Raw genomic sequence first — 13651 nt, 5'->3', positions numbered from 1 at the left:
GCTCGGGCTGCTTGCTCCCACACTCCTATGATCAGATTTACGGTATCGGACTTTGACCGACTCGGTAGTCCGACGGGTTTTCGCTATTGCTTGCCGGATTACAACGGTCCCAAGCAGGACATGGAGCAGATTTGTATTGCCGAAGGGCGGGTGCAGGAATATCAGGTTCGGCCTGGCATGAAGATGGTGCTTTCGGACATCATTACTCACCACCAGTACGAAGCCACGTCACTGGCCGCGCCGCAGTTCTCGGCCATTGTGATGTTGCAGGGGCGAGCGCAGACTCAGCTTGCCAGCCAGAATACGGTCAGCATGACAGCTCAAAGTGGGGCCACCATTGCGCATTCGGATGTGGTGGCCATGACAGGGCTCCATCCGGCTGGGCAGCGCCTGCGAGGCTTGAATATCACCTTAAGTACGCCGGACAGTTTGGCGGACTCGCCTTTGGGCGAGACGTTGGCCAAGGTCATGGGTTCCTCGCGGATACGCCTGCAACGCTGGGCAGTGCCCCCGCATTTGTTGACCGCGATCGATCAGTTGATCGACAGCCCCTGGCAGGGCACCTTGCACAATCTGCTGCTGGAGGGTGTCAGCCTGCAAGTGCTGGCTCATGCGCTGGACGGCCTGAGCCGAGAAACAGACAACGATGCGCCCGTCTCCGCGCGCGATCGGCAATTGCTGGAACGTGTCAGAGAGCGTCTCTACCATTCGCCTGGCGAGGATCACACCTTGGCAGATCTGGCCAAACTGGCCTGCATGAGTCCCAGCACCTTGCGGGTGAAGTTTCAGGCGGTCTATCAATGCTCGGTATTTGGATGGCTGCGTGAGCGCAGGCTGGAACTGGCCCGAGAGTATCTGGCGCAAGGCTGGAGCGTACAGCAGGCGGCACATTATGTAGGCTATCGCCATGCCACCAACTTCGCCACGGCATTCCGTGAGCGCTACGGTATCTCACCCAGCGAGTTGAACTAGGCTGTCCCGTCATTGCCCAAAGCTCTTCAGGCGTTGCGCATTCCCTGACGACGATTACGTCGGTCATGCTGAAAGACCCTGCCCCTTGTGGGCCGCTTCTTTTTGTATGTGACTGTGCCGCCTTTCCTGCTTCCTCCGTATCCCTTGATGGTTTTGATGTTGGGCCTGCTGGCCTGCGTGGCACCGGCCACCATTGATGCCTATTTACCTGCATTCAGCGCTCTGGAACAGGAATTCAATGTGCCGCCACACAGCGTGCAGCAGACCCTGGGTGTGTATATGTCTGCGTATGCGGCCATGTTGCTCTTGCACGGTACCTTGTCCGATGCCTGGGGACGCAAGCCGGTGGTGCTGGTGTCCTTGCTGGTTTATGTGGCAGGTTCTGTGATGGCCGCTGTGGCGCCCAGCTTCTCGTTTTTGTTGGCGGGCCGTGTCTTGCAGGGCTTGTCCGCCGGAGCTGGCTTGGTCATTGGGCAGGCCATGGTGCGTGATTGCTATCAGGGGCAGCAAGCGCAGCGCACATTTTCTTATATCTTGCTGGTGTTCAATGGCTCGCCCGCGCTGGCGCCGATTGTGGGCGGGCAGTTGATCGCCCATCTGGGCTGGCGCTCGGTGTTCTGGATGCTGGCCGTATTGGCCGCGCTGGCGGCTTGCTTGTGTGCGCTGCGCCTGCCAGAGACCTTGCCGACGTCCAGACGTCAGCCTTTGGTCTGGTCGCAGTTGCGGGTCGAGCTATGGCTTTTGTTGTGCAATATCCCTTTTATGGGGATGAGCCTGGCTTTGAGCTTGTTGATCGGTGCGCAGGCATTTTTGATTGGTGCCGCGCCTGACTTCATCACCCATACCTTGAAGCTGCCCGAGACCGCGTTTGCGGCCTTGTTCGTGCCCTTGGTGATTGGGGCCAGCGCGGGAGCCTTGGCCTCGGCTCAGCTCTCCCGTCTTTGGGAAGCGCGCAAGCTGATTACTTGTGCCTATGGCTTGATGCTGGGGAGCTGCCTAGCCTATGTCGCCTACCTGGCACGTGCTGCAGAACCCGCGTTGCTGTGGGCAGTCGGGTTGCCGGCATTCTTTGCCGCCGGGCTGGCCATGCTGTTTCCGGTGATGACCATGCAGGTTTTGGCGCAGGTTCCCGCACGCGCAGGGCTGGCGGCTTCCTTGCTGGGGTTTTGTCAGATGGCTACCTTTTCCCTGGTCAGTGGCTGGTGCGTACCTTGGGTTTACGGGCAGCCTGTGCGCATGGCGGCCGCGATGCTGTTGGCCGTAGTTGCCAGTCTTGTCGCCTGGTTTTGGCTGCAAAAGCGTGCAGATCGGGCCGTGTCATAGGCAGGACTGATGTTTGGCATAGCGTTTTTGCGTTTGTGAATACATCGCTCTCAAGCATGAAGATGATAATTGTTCGCATCTAAAATCTTTGCTGAGATCCACCTTCATGTTTGCCGTTTCTTCCAGCTCTGCTCGCCTGCGAGTGCGTTTGCTGACACCTCTTACTCGCTCCGCCATGCTGCTGGCGGCCGCGGGCAGCCCGGCCTGGGCACAGGACAAGGCTCCTGATCAATCCCCCGTAGAGCTGTCCACAATTACGGTTAAAGGCAATCGAGATCCGGGGGTGACCGAAACCAGCCAGTCCTATACCACCAAGGCAATGAGCACAGCCACGGGTTTGTCACTGTCCATTCGTGAAACACCGCAGTCGGTCAGCGTGGTGACCCGCCAGATGATGGAAGATCGCGGTATGCAGACAACGGCCGATGCCCTGCAAAGCGCCCCGGGTATTTCCGTGACGCGCAGCGATACCAACCGTTATTCCTTTTCTTCGCGTGGTTTTGGTATCGATAACTATCAGTTTGATGGCTGGACCCAGCCTGTGCTCTCGCCCTGGGCTTTTGGTGAAAGCAATCTGGACCTGGTGGTGTTTGATCGGGTTGAAGTGGTGCGCGGTGCGACAGGTTTGATGACGGGGGCGGGCAGCCCCTCGGCCTCGGTCAACTATGTACGCAAGCGTCCCTTGCGTGATTTTGCGGCATCGGGGGGCGTGGACGTAGGCAGCTGGGACTTTGCCCGTGGTTATGCCGATGTTTCCACACCCATTACCAAAGATGGCCGTATTCGCGGGCGTATTGTGGGTGCTTATGGCAAGGCCAACAGCTACACCAGTTTGCAGGACACCAAGACGCGCACCTTGTATGGTGTGATTACGGCTGATCTGATGCCGGGCATGGAGTTGACCGGTGGCGTGGCCTATCAGTCCAGCTCGAACAATGGCTTTGGCAGTGGTTTCCCACTGTTCTATAGCGATGGTTCGCGTACAGACTTCAAGCGTTCCGTTTCCAACAATACGGACTGGTCGCGTATCGAGAATGACACCACCACAGGCTTTCTGGATTTGAGCCATCAGTTTGCCAATGACTTGAAGCTACGCCTGACTTATAACCAGTCGCACACCGATGCATCCATGAAACAGATTTTCCGGGGCGGCTACCCGGATCGGGAAACCGGCTTGGGTACTGCCAACTCCTATTCCTATTACAAGGGGGATGTGCGTCGCAAGGCATTCAATGCCTCTTTGTCCGGCCCCTTCGAGCTGTTCGGTAAAGAGCATGAGTTCTCTGTGGGCTGGATGATGTCTCAGGACCGCGTCTCCTTCCCGCAGTATCGCGCCCTGGCACCTTTGCCGGATGCGGGCAGTTTTTATCAGCCGGGTCGCGTGCCCGAACCCGTGTGGTCAGGCGAGCCCTCCCAGGCGGATGACATGAATAACAGACAGTCTGGTGCCTATGCCGTGGGGCGTTTCGCCTTGATGGATAATCTGCGCTTGATGGTAGGTGGACGCTTGAGTAACTGGGAGACGGACCAGACCTACTTTGGTGCCAAACGCCAGTATCGCAACCGCAATGAGTTCATCCCTTATGCCGGCCTGATCTACGACTTTGACGACACCTACACGGCTTACGCCAGCTATACGGAAATCTTCAAACCGCAGAATGCCCGCAACGAACAGGGTGATCTTCTGGCTCCCATCACGGGTAAAAGCTACGAACTGGGCTTGAAGGCCGCCTGGCTGGATGGCCGCTTGAATGGGGCGGTATCCGTGTTCCAGACTCGCCAGGATAATCTGGCCGAAGCCACTGGCAATAACGTGATTGGCGCGCCGCCCAATACCCCCGCCTATCGCCCCGTGTCGGGAGCCAAGGTAGAAGGTATCGAGCTGGAACTGGGCGGGGAGTTGATGCCTGGCTGGAATCTGGCCAGCAGCTTGACGACCTTCACAGCCAAGGATGCACAGGGCAAGCCCATCAACACCAGCAAGCCACGGACCTTGTTCAAGCTCTACACCACCTATCGCTTGCAGGGCGATTGGCAAGGGCTGACCGTGGGTGGCGGCATCGACTGGCAAAACCGCATGTACCAGGATGCGACCGCACCGGGCCGTAAAGTGGTCAAGGTAGAGCAGAGCAGCTATGCCATCGTCAACCTGATGGCGCGCTATGACTTCAACAAGCGCATGTCCGCCACGCTGAACGTGAATAACCTGTTCGACAAGAAGTACTACTCGCAGATCGGGTTTTATAACCAGGGCTGGTATGGGGCGCCCCAGAACGTGATGCTGTCCTTGCGGGCGCAGTATTAAGAGGGGAAGGCTGTAGTGCCTGAGATAAGCACGGGCTGACGTAAACCAAAATACGCTTTCACCCTCTGTTTTGTAGCTCCAGGGCCTCAAAATAGTGCTTGATTCTATATTTTGAGGCCCTGGGGCTACATTTTTTCGTCTGTCTCTGTAGTCCTCAGATGTGGGTTATTGTCATCTTGTGTCCCTTGGGATACATTTTTAGTTTGATACCAAAAAAATGAGGCCTGGGGGATACAGTGACTACATTAGCGGATGTTGCTGATTTGTTGCGCAGCGTGCGCCGAGAAGCTGGTTTGAGCCAAGAGGCCTTGGCACAACGGGCCGGTGTTTCACGCACAACGGTTGCCCGTATGGAAACGCTGGCCAAAGGAGATATGAGCGTTTCTGTCCTATTGCGTTTGTTGGAAGCGGCTGGTTATGGCATAAAACCAGTAAAAAAAGGATTCTCTCGAACGGTAGAGGATATTTTGGCAGAGCAAAGGGACGGTAAGATCTGATGAAACTGGATGTGCAGGTATGTGGCAGAGCCGTAGCCCAGCTGTATCGGGAGCGTGATGAGTACGTACTGGCTTATTTGCCTGATACTGATCCGGCGGATTTTGTCAGTTTGACGATGCCTGTGCGCGAGCAGCCTTGGCGCTGGCCTCGTGATTTGCATCCCTTTTTCCGTCAGAACCTTCCCGAAGGTTATTTGCTGAGCATTATCCGTGAAGAGTTTGGTCCGCTACTGGATGGCACGGACCTATCCTTGTTGGCGCTGGTTGGCGGGTCAGGAATTGGGCGAGTGACGGTTACCCCGGAAGGCGTGGTGCCAGGGACTGATCTTGAGCCCTTGCAGATAGAGTCCTTGCTCAAGGCAGAGAACACGTCCGCTTATTTTTCCAGTCTTGTGCGTCGCTACGCTCGTGCATCCATTTCCGGTATGGTCCCCAAGTTCCTAGCTCCTGATATCGGGTCTGAACAGCACAGCCATGTGGTGGGTAAGCCTACCTTGCGTACGAGTCGCCACATTATTAAGGGCTCGGACGAGAGTACGCCTTATTTGGGGTTCAACGAGTTTTACACCATGCGGGTGTTGGAGCGCTTGAACGTAGTTCCTGTCGCCCAAACGCGCATGTCTGATGATGGGCGCGTGCTGATTGTAGATAGGTTCGACGTGGATCAGCAGGGCATCGCGACGCATGGTGTGGAAGATGCCTGTGGCTTGTTGGGTTTACCTCCCCATGAGAAATACGCGCCCACCATGGAGCGTGCTTTGAATGCGACCAGAGTCTATGTGCCAGGGGCATCTGTTCGGGAGCAGCTGGAGCAGTTTGGCTGGCACTTGTTAAGCAATTATGTCGTGCGTAATGCGGATTGCCATGCCAAGAACATCGCCTTGTATTACAGCAGTTTGGATGATGTGGCATACACACCGATTTATGACATTGTCACAACTCAGGCCTATCCACGTTTTGCCTCCAATCCTCCCGCATTGGCTGTGGATGGACGACAGACCTGGATAGCAGGTAAAACATTAGAGCGTTTTTTTAAAGCTAGTTTGGGCATTGCGCCCAAGCAGTATGCGCAGATGGTAGAGCGCTTATGTGAGTCGGCTGTAGAGGTGGGGAAGGAGGTCATTGAGGCCGCTCAAAATGAACCCCGCTGGCATACAGTGGCCAAGCATATGGTTCACGCCTGGAATGAGGGGATGACTTCTTTAACGGCCGTTAAAGGAGTTGTGATTTCTACAGGTTTGGACAGCGCAATTGCTGAGGCGGGGTTTTCAGCGCCAGACCGCCCAGAAAGCAGCGGGGAGGCTATCGGTCGATCTGAGTTGCTAGGACGACCACGTAAAAAGTAGTTGTTATGTATTCTTCTAGAGCGTCTGCCTCGTCAGGCTCGGCTTTGGCTTGATGTGATCAGTGTTCAGGACACTAAAGCCAATAAATCAGTCACCCCAATATCGACACCCGCCTGATACAACAAGGTGCTGGCCTGACCACGATGGTGAGTCTGGTGATTAAAAAAGTGCGTCACCAGAAGCGCAAAATCCTTCTCCATGTCCTGGCCCGCCATATTGCTATAGCGTAGCGTTTGGCCCAGCTGTTCCACTGTCAGTGTGGCTGCCCAATCAATAATGATCTGGTCCAGCTTGCGGCGGTACTGACCCAGTTCCGCCAAGGTGCCGAATAGCTGCTGTTCCAGTGCATGTGGCTTGGCAAACACCCCGATTTCTTTGCGCAAGGCGTGGGCATCAGGATGCTGGGCAAAGCGATGTAGCCAGACGGTGTCCCCAACCGCAATGTGCATCATGGTCTTGAACAGCGAACCAAAGAAGGCCCCACGTTCCTGATGCAAGTCCTGTGCAGAAAGACTCGCAGCTGCATCGTAAAGACGTTGGTTCATCTGGCTGTTGTACGAGGCCATGCGGATGGCGGTTTGGGGTGTCATGGAAAGATCGTCCAGGCAGCGTGATGAGCTTGTGAAAAGTGCTGGGGATACGTATCACCAGCATCTTATGCAGTCGTACAACATAGAGTAAACGGTTTGCAGAACGACTTCCGTTTTTTACGTTCTCGGATAGGTTTCACGTACGCTCAAAGAACTGAGCAAGCCCAGCAAGCTGATGATGACAGCCAAAGACAAGCCGCCTATGTAAGCTGCGTCAGTGGACAGAGAAAGGGATAGAAGATGTGAAACCAGCCATCCATACAAGGATTGAATAATGGCTGTGACTAAAAATACCCCCATGTTCACATAAGCAATTGCGGATCCCGTGATATTGGCCGGCACACTTTCTTTGACCGCAGCAAAACAGACGACCACCTGTACACCGCTGGACAGGCCTATCAGAGCAAAGCACAGATACGCGGTGTACAAGCCGGGGCTGGGGATAAGCATCAAGCACAGCCAGGCTAGTGTGTTGAGAAAGGCGGATACCCAGATAAACAGCTTTCTGGTTTTGAGCTGATCGGAAATCTTTCCAAAAAAAAGAGACGAGAAACCGTAGATCAGTAAAGCAACCGTGATGATCATGGACGCATCCAGGACGGAGATGCTCATCGCACGAGTAAATAAATGCGTGCCCCATAGTCCTGAAAAGGCATAAAACGTGCCATTTGTGCCAGAGATGGCCAGCATGATCAGGGCTAGTTGCTTGTTGGAGACAATAGAGGGCCAAGTGCCGGCAGGGGGCTGATGAACTGTTTTGCTGGTTTTAGGTATCTCGGTAGCCCCAGCGTCTGGAGCACGCCATAAGCAAAAAATCAGAACAGCGAGAACAAGAGTGACCGCACCGACGCCAATAAAGGCCTGCCGCCAACTGACATAGCCCAGGATGAGTAAAGAGGGAGCCTCCGAGAACACAGCCCCCAAGGTGCCAATCAACATTGTCAGTCCGGTGATCAACCCGAACTTGCTGCCATGGAACCAGATGGCATTGTTCTTCATGATGGCCACAAAGACTAAGGACATTCCCAGTCCTACAAGACCGGGCCCCAAAAGTGCCATTCCATAGTTCTGGGCGCTGCCCAAAATGATGGTTCCCAGCCCGGACAGCAAGGTTCCGACCACGGCGGGAATCCGGATTCCATAACGATCAATCACCATGCCTGCGGGGACTTGCATCAGGGTGTAGACCCAGAAATGCAGGGCCGCAATGCTCCCCACAACTGCCAGACCTAGTTCCAGACTGTCGGCTATGTGGGAGGAAAACGTGGCGGGGGAAAAGCGATTGAAAAAGCCGATGAAAAATGCGCAGGATAGCAGGACGTAGCTGATGATTTTTGTTCTCTGATACTTGAACATGCCATGGCTTTGAGCGTGTTTATGCGTGTTTTCTCGCATTCATAAAGTCTTTTTGAAGCGGGCAAATGAATCCTCATGGTAACGTCCGACGCCTTGGCTGTTGGGTGACTAACTAACTTGAGCAGGTAACGTTTTGTATGTTCAGAGGGGGATACCCAGTTTTGTTAGTTCCAGATATGCCTTCAAAACGAGTTTCATCGCACTGATTGCCGCCTTTATTTCATATATGGAATATCGTTTCTTACAGCTTTTTTAGCTTGATGTCTTTTTAAGCGGACAAATCTGTCCGTATAATTTCGGAATGAAAAACCGGAATTTACCTAATCGTTCTGATGCCTTGGAACGCCGGGAACTGTTGCTGGATGCGGCCAATACGGTCTTTAGCAAGTGTGGTGTGACGGCTCCTTTGGATCAGGTCGTGTCGCAGGCGGGGGTGGGGCGGGCAACGCTTTATCGCAACTTCCCTGATCGGGCTGCCTTGATGGAGGCGCTGCTGATACGGGCAGCAGACCGGATTGAAGAACGCTTTTCAAGCAAGCGTAAAGGCAATGCTCAGGATTTCAAGGTCTTGATGCAGGTGCTGGCAGGGTTCGCGCTGGAGTCGGCTCCCATGTCGGATTACTGGAAGGCGATTGATCCCAATCACCCCACCATTGTGGGGGTGCGTGCCCGTTTGGTTGATCTGGCGCGCGAACCCTTGGCAATGGGGCAGGCCGCCGGGCAGTGCAACCCGGCCTTGCAGCCCACCGATATTCCCTTGTTGATTGGTATGCTGGCCGCCAGCTTGCGGGGGCGCACGGACAAGGAAAGGCTACTGTTCGTAAAACGCTCGCTGAAGTTCTTGTGTGAAGGCGTGTTGTTGCAGGTGGACCGTAATGCTCCTGATTGGGAGCCTGAATGAGTCAGTACATCAAGCCGCACCCGCATTGGGAAGACCATGAAAAGCCCTTCATGCCGGGCTCGCCATCGGCACCTCATCATGAATCGCATATCCGTATGGCTTATGGTCTGGTTGCGATTCTGGTTGGTTTGACAGGTGGTTTGGGTAATGCCCTGGTGTCGGTGAATTTGCCGACGCTGCAAGGGGAGCTGGGGTTGACGCCCTCCGAGGCAGCCTGGTTGCCCGCAGCCTATGCCATGGTCAATATCACCGCCAATTTGCTGGTGTTCAAGTTCAGGCAGCAATATGGCATGCGCCTGTTTGCCGAGATAGGCCTGGGTTTGTATGCCGTTCTGGCCTTGCTGCATCTATCCATTAATAGTGCTGAATCACTGATTTTTCTGCGTGGTGCCAGCGGGTTTTCTGGTGCGGCGGCTAGCACCCTGGGCGTCTTGTACATGCTGCAAGCTTTCCCCAGACGCCTGCTAGGTAAGGCTTTGGTGCTGGGAGTGAGTATCACGCAAATGGCGACGCCCTTGGCCTGGGTGCTGTCGCCGTCCTTGATAGAGCTGGGGAATTGGCACGGCCTGTATAGCTTTGAGGCGGGCATGGCCTTGTGCTCCTTTGCGGCAGTAGTGCTGCTGAAGTTGCCCCCCGGCTATCAGATCAAGGCGTTTGAAAAACTGGACTTCCTGGCTTTTGCCTTGTTTGCTCCGGCTGCCGGTTTGCTGATCGCATTCTTGACGCAAGGCTATATCCGCTGGTGGTTCAACGACACAAACCTGGCCTGGATGGCGATGGCGTCCTTGTTCCTGTTCACCGTCTGCTCGTTTCTGGAATATCACCGCGTCAATCCTTTGCTGAAAGTGCGGTGGTTGGCGCAGGGTTCCACCATTTACTTTGCCGTCGGGGCCATGATTTTGCGCTTCATCACGACCGAGCAGAACTACGGCATGGTCAATATGCTGCGCAGTTTGGGCATGGGCTCGGAGCAGATGCAGCCTTTGTTCTGGGTGGTGTTTGTGGGCATTGTGTGCGGCATTGTGCTCAGCGCCATCACCTTTGGGCCCAAGACGATTCTGGTACAGGTGTTTGCCGCGATTTTGCTGATTGGCGTGTCCAGCTTCATGGATTTTGGGCGTACCAGCCTGGACCGCCCGCAGGACTTTTTCTATAGCCAGTTCGTGCTGTCCATTGGCGCGGGCATGTTCATGGGACCCTTGGTGATGATTGGCTTCAAGCAAGCCTTCAAGTATGGCCCTGACCATATCGTGACTTTTATTGTGCTGCTCAATGTCACTCAGACTTTGGGCGGATTGATGGGCACCGCGACCTTGAGCACGTTTCAGCAGCAGCGCCAGCAGCATCATTACGCGGCCATTGTCAGCCATGTGAATGTGGCTGAGCCTTTGGTGGCCAATCGTCTGAAACAGCAGCAACAGGCTGTAGGGCCAACGGTGACCGATCCGATGTTGAGGGCGGCGACGGGCACGGCTCAGTTGGCACAGATTGCCCGCCGCGAGGCCAGTGTCAGGGCGTACAACGATGTTTTTCTGTTGATTGGCATTCTGGCGACGGGCTTTTTGCTGTGGCCCGTGTTGCTGGCCGCTGGCCCCGCTATTCAGTCCAGACGAGCGCAAGCCGCTGCTGGCACTTCTTCGAATTCTTAAACCTGGTCCGTATTTATGAGTCAAGACACTTCATCTGAAAATCAGGATCGCAATAGTGAGCTTGCCGCGCCGACAGACTCGGATAACGATGGCAAGCTGGGTCCGAATACTGAACCTTCTCTGCCGCCCAAGATCATCAAACCCAGCAAACGCAGTGTCATTGCGATGGCCTTTGTATTGTTGGGAGGTTTGCTGTTGATCTTGTGGGCTTGGAACCTGGGGCCGTTCAACACCACTCGCGTCACTACCGACAACGCCTATGTACGTGGGCAAATGACGGTGCTGGCACCGCAGGTAAGCGGTTATGTGTCCGAGGTATTGGTGCAGGACTTTGAGCGAGTCCAGGCGGGCCAGCCTTTGGTGCGCATTGATGAGCGCATTTATAAAGAAAAACTGCATCAGGCGCAGGCTCAACTGGATGCGGCTTTGGCTGAGTTGGCGAATCTGGATCAAGCCCAGGCACAGAACCGCGCCAGCCTGGATGCTCGCAAGGCGGCCTTGGTGTCGGCTCAGGCTGAAGCCCGTCGCTCCGAGGCGGATCGTAATCGTGCCAGGGAATTGGCAAACAAAGGTTCGATCTCGGTGCGAGAGCGAGATCAGGCTGTAGCGACTGCCGAGCTGGGGCGCGGCAATATGCTGCAAGCCAAGGCAAACATTGCGATTGCCGAAGAAACCATCAAGTCCACCGAGGTGGCTCGGGCGACCTTGCAGGCCAAGGTGAAATCCGCTGAAGCCGCCTTGGGTTTGGCTCGCATCGATATGGATAACACCGTGGTGACCGCGCCCGCAGCCGGTCAGATCAGCGAAGCGTCTGTGCGTCAGGGGCAGTATGTGACGGCAGGTTCGCAACTGCTGTTTCTGGTGCCGGATACCCGTTGGGTAGTGGCGAACTTCAAGGAAACGCAGACGGCGGGTATTCATGTGGGGCAGGTGGCCCGATTCACTGTGGATGGTCTGGATGGCACAGAGTTTCAAGGTCATGTAGAGCGCATCGCCCCGGCCACGGGCTCCGAGTTTTCTGTGCTGCGCGCGGATAATGCCAGCGGCAACTTCACCAAGGTTGTTCAGCGCTTGCCGGTACGCATTGCTATCGATGCGGATCAGCCCGGTATGGAGCGTTTGCGACCCGGCATGTCCGTGATTGCCAAGGTGGATATTTCGGATAAGCCTGATCAAACAAAACAGGAGCATGGGCAATGATCCTGTCTGCAAGAACGTATGGCATGGCCTTGTTAAGTGGCGCGGCGCTGTTGTCCGGCTGTATGCCTGCTTACCGGGCCGCACCCGAGCAGGCGCAGGTAGCCGCGCCATCCGGGTGGATAGGAGCATCCTCTGAAGGCACAGTCGTTGATTCGGCCTGGTGGAAAGCCTTTAACGATCCCGGCTTGAGTGCGCTTGTGGAAGCTGCCTTGGCACGTAATAACGATATCTTGAGTGCCGCGACTCGCATCGAACAGGCCAGGGCAGCCGTGCAGCTGGCGGATTCGTCCTTGGGGCCCTCCTTGTCTTTTGACACGGGCGCACATGATGAGCGGGCACTGGGGCCAAGCGGTATGGCAATCAGCCGTGCTGTGCAGCCTGCCGTGCAATTGAATTGGGAGCTGGATTTATGGGGGCGTTTGAGTTCGCAGGCGAAAGCGGCTGAACTCAAGCTGTCTGCCACGCAGGCGGATTACGATGCGATTGCCTTGAGTGTGGCCTCCGAGACAGCCCGTACCTATATTGCCTTGTTGGGTTTGAACGCGCAGTTGCAACAAGCCAAGGCCACTTCTACATCCCGGACGGAAGCTTTGCGCCTGGCGCAGGAGAAGTTTGAGGCGGGCTATATCTCTCAGCTGGAATTGACTCAGGCCCAGTCCGAGCTGGAAGCGGTAGAGCAGCATATTCCACAGCTGGAATTGGCGATTAGCCGTCATCACAACGCTTTGCGCCTCTTGTCCGGGGAGTTGCCTGCGGTTTATGAACAGAGCGCCAGTTCCACTTTGTCGGCTTTAGAGCTGCCTGCACCGGGCTCTGGCTTGCCTTCCGAGTTGCTGCGCCGCCGTCCTGATATTGCGCGAGCAGAGCTCGGTTTGGCTTCCAAGGACGCGTCCATGGCAGCCAGCCGGGCTGCCTTTCTACCGCAGGTTTCTTTGTCGGCACGGGCAGGGGCTTTGTACGTCAGCGCCTTGAGTTATGACCCGACCAAGATCTGGAGTTTGGGTGGCAGCATTCTGGCACCAATTTTTGACCGCGGCCGTTTGCAGGCGCAGTTTGATTCTGCAACAGCCCAGCGCGATGAGGCGGCTTTTGCGTATCGCGGCGTCGTGTTGACGGCTTTTTCGGAAGTAGAAAATGCCTTGGCGGGTCAAGGTCGTTTTGCTGAAGAGTTAAGCCACGTAACGGCGCGTCGGGATGTCTTGAAGCGTTCTTTGGAACACGCCCGTAATCGCTATGAAGCTGGTTACGCCTCTTATCTTGAACAGCTGGATGCGCAGCGTAATCTGTACGAGGCAGAAAACCAGGTCATCGCCGTACGGGAAAGCCAGTTGCAGAATATGGTGGATCTGTACAAGGCGCTGGGCGGTGGTTGGGATTATGAAAAGGTGATGAAGCGGGAGTAACTTGAAAGAGTAGGTAGAGGTGCACTGTCAGGTGGAGCATGTGTGTTCTCGGGATGATGTCAGGGGTCTGAACCTTGGACTGCCTTAGTAGCAGCAACAGCAACCGCAA

The 13651-nt window shown here is 55.4% G+C and carries 11 protein-coding genes; 9 read left to right on the top strand and 2 right to left on the bottom strand.

Features of this window, described 5'->3' with window-relative positions:
- Positions 1–27 precede the first annotated feature (27 nt).
- The 5 genes from KOE80_RS09775 to KOE80_RS09755 all read left to right on the top strand — a co-directional run bounded on the left by KOE80_RS09775 (position 28) and on the right by KOE80_RS09755 (position 6443).
- On the top strand, positions 28–972 hold the full coding sequence (locus KOE80_RS09775) for a helix-turn-helix transcriptional regulator (RefSeq protein ID WP_226349013.1): 945 nt from the start codon (positions 28–30) through the stop codon (positions 970–972).
- Between the two features lie 147 nt (positions 973–1119).
- Complete coding sequence (locus KOE80_RS09770) at positions 1120–2295, top strand: Bcr/CflA family efflux MFS transporter (protein ID WP_226349042.1); 1176 nt, start codon at positions 1120–1122, stop codon at positions 2293–2295.
- A gap of 106 nt (positions 2296–2401) precedes the next feature.
- Entirely contained in the window at positions 2402–4600 is a 2199-nt protein-coding gene (locus KOE80_RS09765; RefSeq protein WP_226349012.1) for a TonB-dependent siderophore receptor, read from the top strand.
- A gap of 236 nt (positions 4601–4836) precedes the next feature.
- A complete protein-coding gene (locus tag KOE80_RS09760; protein WP_081045406.1) occupies positions 4837–5097 on the top strand; it encodes a helix-turn-helix transcriptional regulator in 261 nt (86 codons plus the stop codon).
- Positions 5097–6443, top strand: coding sequence for a type II toxin-antitoxin system HipA family toxin (locus KOE80_RS09755; protein WP_226349011.1), 1347 nt, complete (start codon positions 5097–5099; stop codon positions 6441–6443). Before KOE80_RS09760 ends, KOE80_RS09755 begins: the two co-directional genes overlap by 1 nt.
- A 65-nt stretch (positions 6444–6508) precedes the next feature.
- Here the strand turns inward: KOE80_RS09755 and KOE80_RS09750 are convergent, their stop codons facing one another.
- Entirely contained in the window at positions 6509–7033 is a 525-nt protein-coding gene (locus tag KOE80_RS09750) for a DinB family protein (protein WP_226349010.1), read from the bottom strand.
- Between the two features lie 117 nt (positions 7034–7150).
- The gene (locus KOE80_RS09745; RefSeq protein WP_226349041.1) at positions 7151–8389 is read right to left on the bottom strand and encodes an MFS transporter; all 1239 of its coding nucleotides are present in this window, start codon (positions 8387–8389) and stop codon (positions 7151–7153) included.
- A 301-nt stretch (positions 8390–8690) separates the two neighbouring features.
- Between KOE80_RS09745 and KOE80_RS09740 the strand changes: the two genes are divergently transcribed.
- The 4 genes from KOE80_RS09740 to KOE80_RS09725 are packed head-to-tail and all read left to right on the top strand — an operon-like array spanning position 8691 to position 13542.
- On the top strand, positions 8691–9290 hold the full coding sequence (locus tag KOE80_RS09740) for a TetR/AcrR family transcriptional regulator (RefSeq protein WP_080748065.1): 600 nt from the start codon (positions 8691–8693) through the stop codon (positions 9288–9290).
- Entirely contained in the window at positions 9287–10939 is a 1653-nt protein-coding gene (locus KOE80_RS09735) for an MFS transporter (RefSeq protein ID WP_226349009.1), read from the top strand. The genes KOE80_RS09740 and KOE80_RS09735 overlap by 4 nt, the downstream gene beginning before the upstream one ends.
- A gap of 15 nt (positions 10940–10954) precedes the next feature.
- Positions 10955–12139, top strand: coding sequence for an HlyD family secretion protein (locus tag KOE80_RS09730; RefSeq protein WP_226349008.1), 1185 nt, complete (start codon positions 10955–10957; stop codon positions 12137–12139).
- Entirely contained in the window at positions 12136–13542 is a 1407-nt protein-coding gene (locus tag KOE80_RS09725) for an efflux transporter outer membrane subunit (protein WP_226349007.1), read from the top strand. Before KOE80_RS09730 ends, KOE80_RS09725 begins: the two co-directional genes overlap by 4 nt.
- The last annotated feature ends 109 nt before the right edge of the window (positions 13543–13651 follow it).

This window comes from Alcaligenes sp. 13f (assembly GCF_020496585.1).
Classification (GTDB): Bacteria; Pseudomonadota; Gammaproteobacteria; order Burkholderiales; family Burkholderiaceae_B; genus Alcaligenes; species Alcaligenes phenolicus.
The sequence above is the reverse complement of the archived record's forward strand: the minus strand, read 5'-3'. Positions and strand labels throughout refer to the sequence as shown.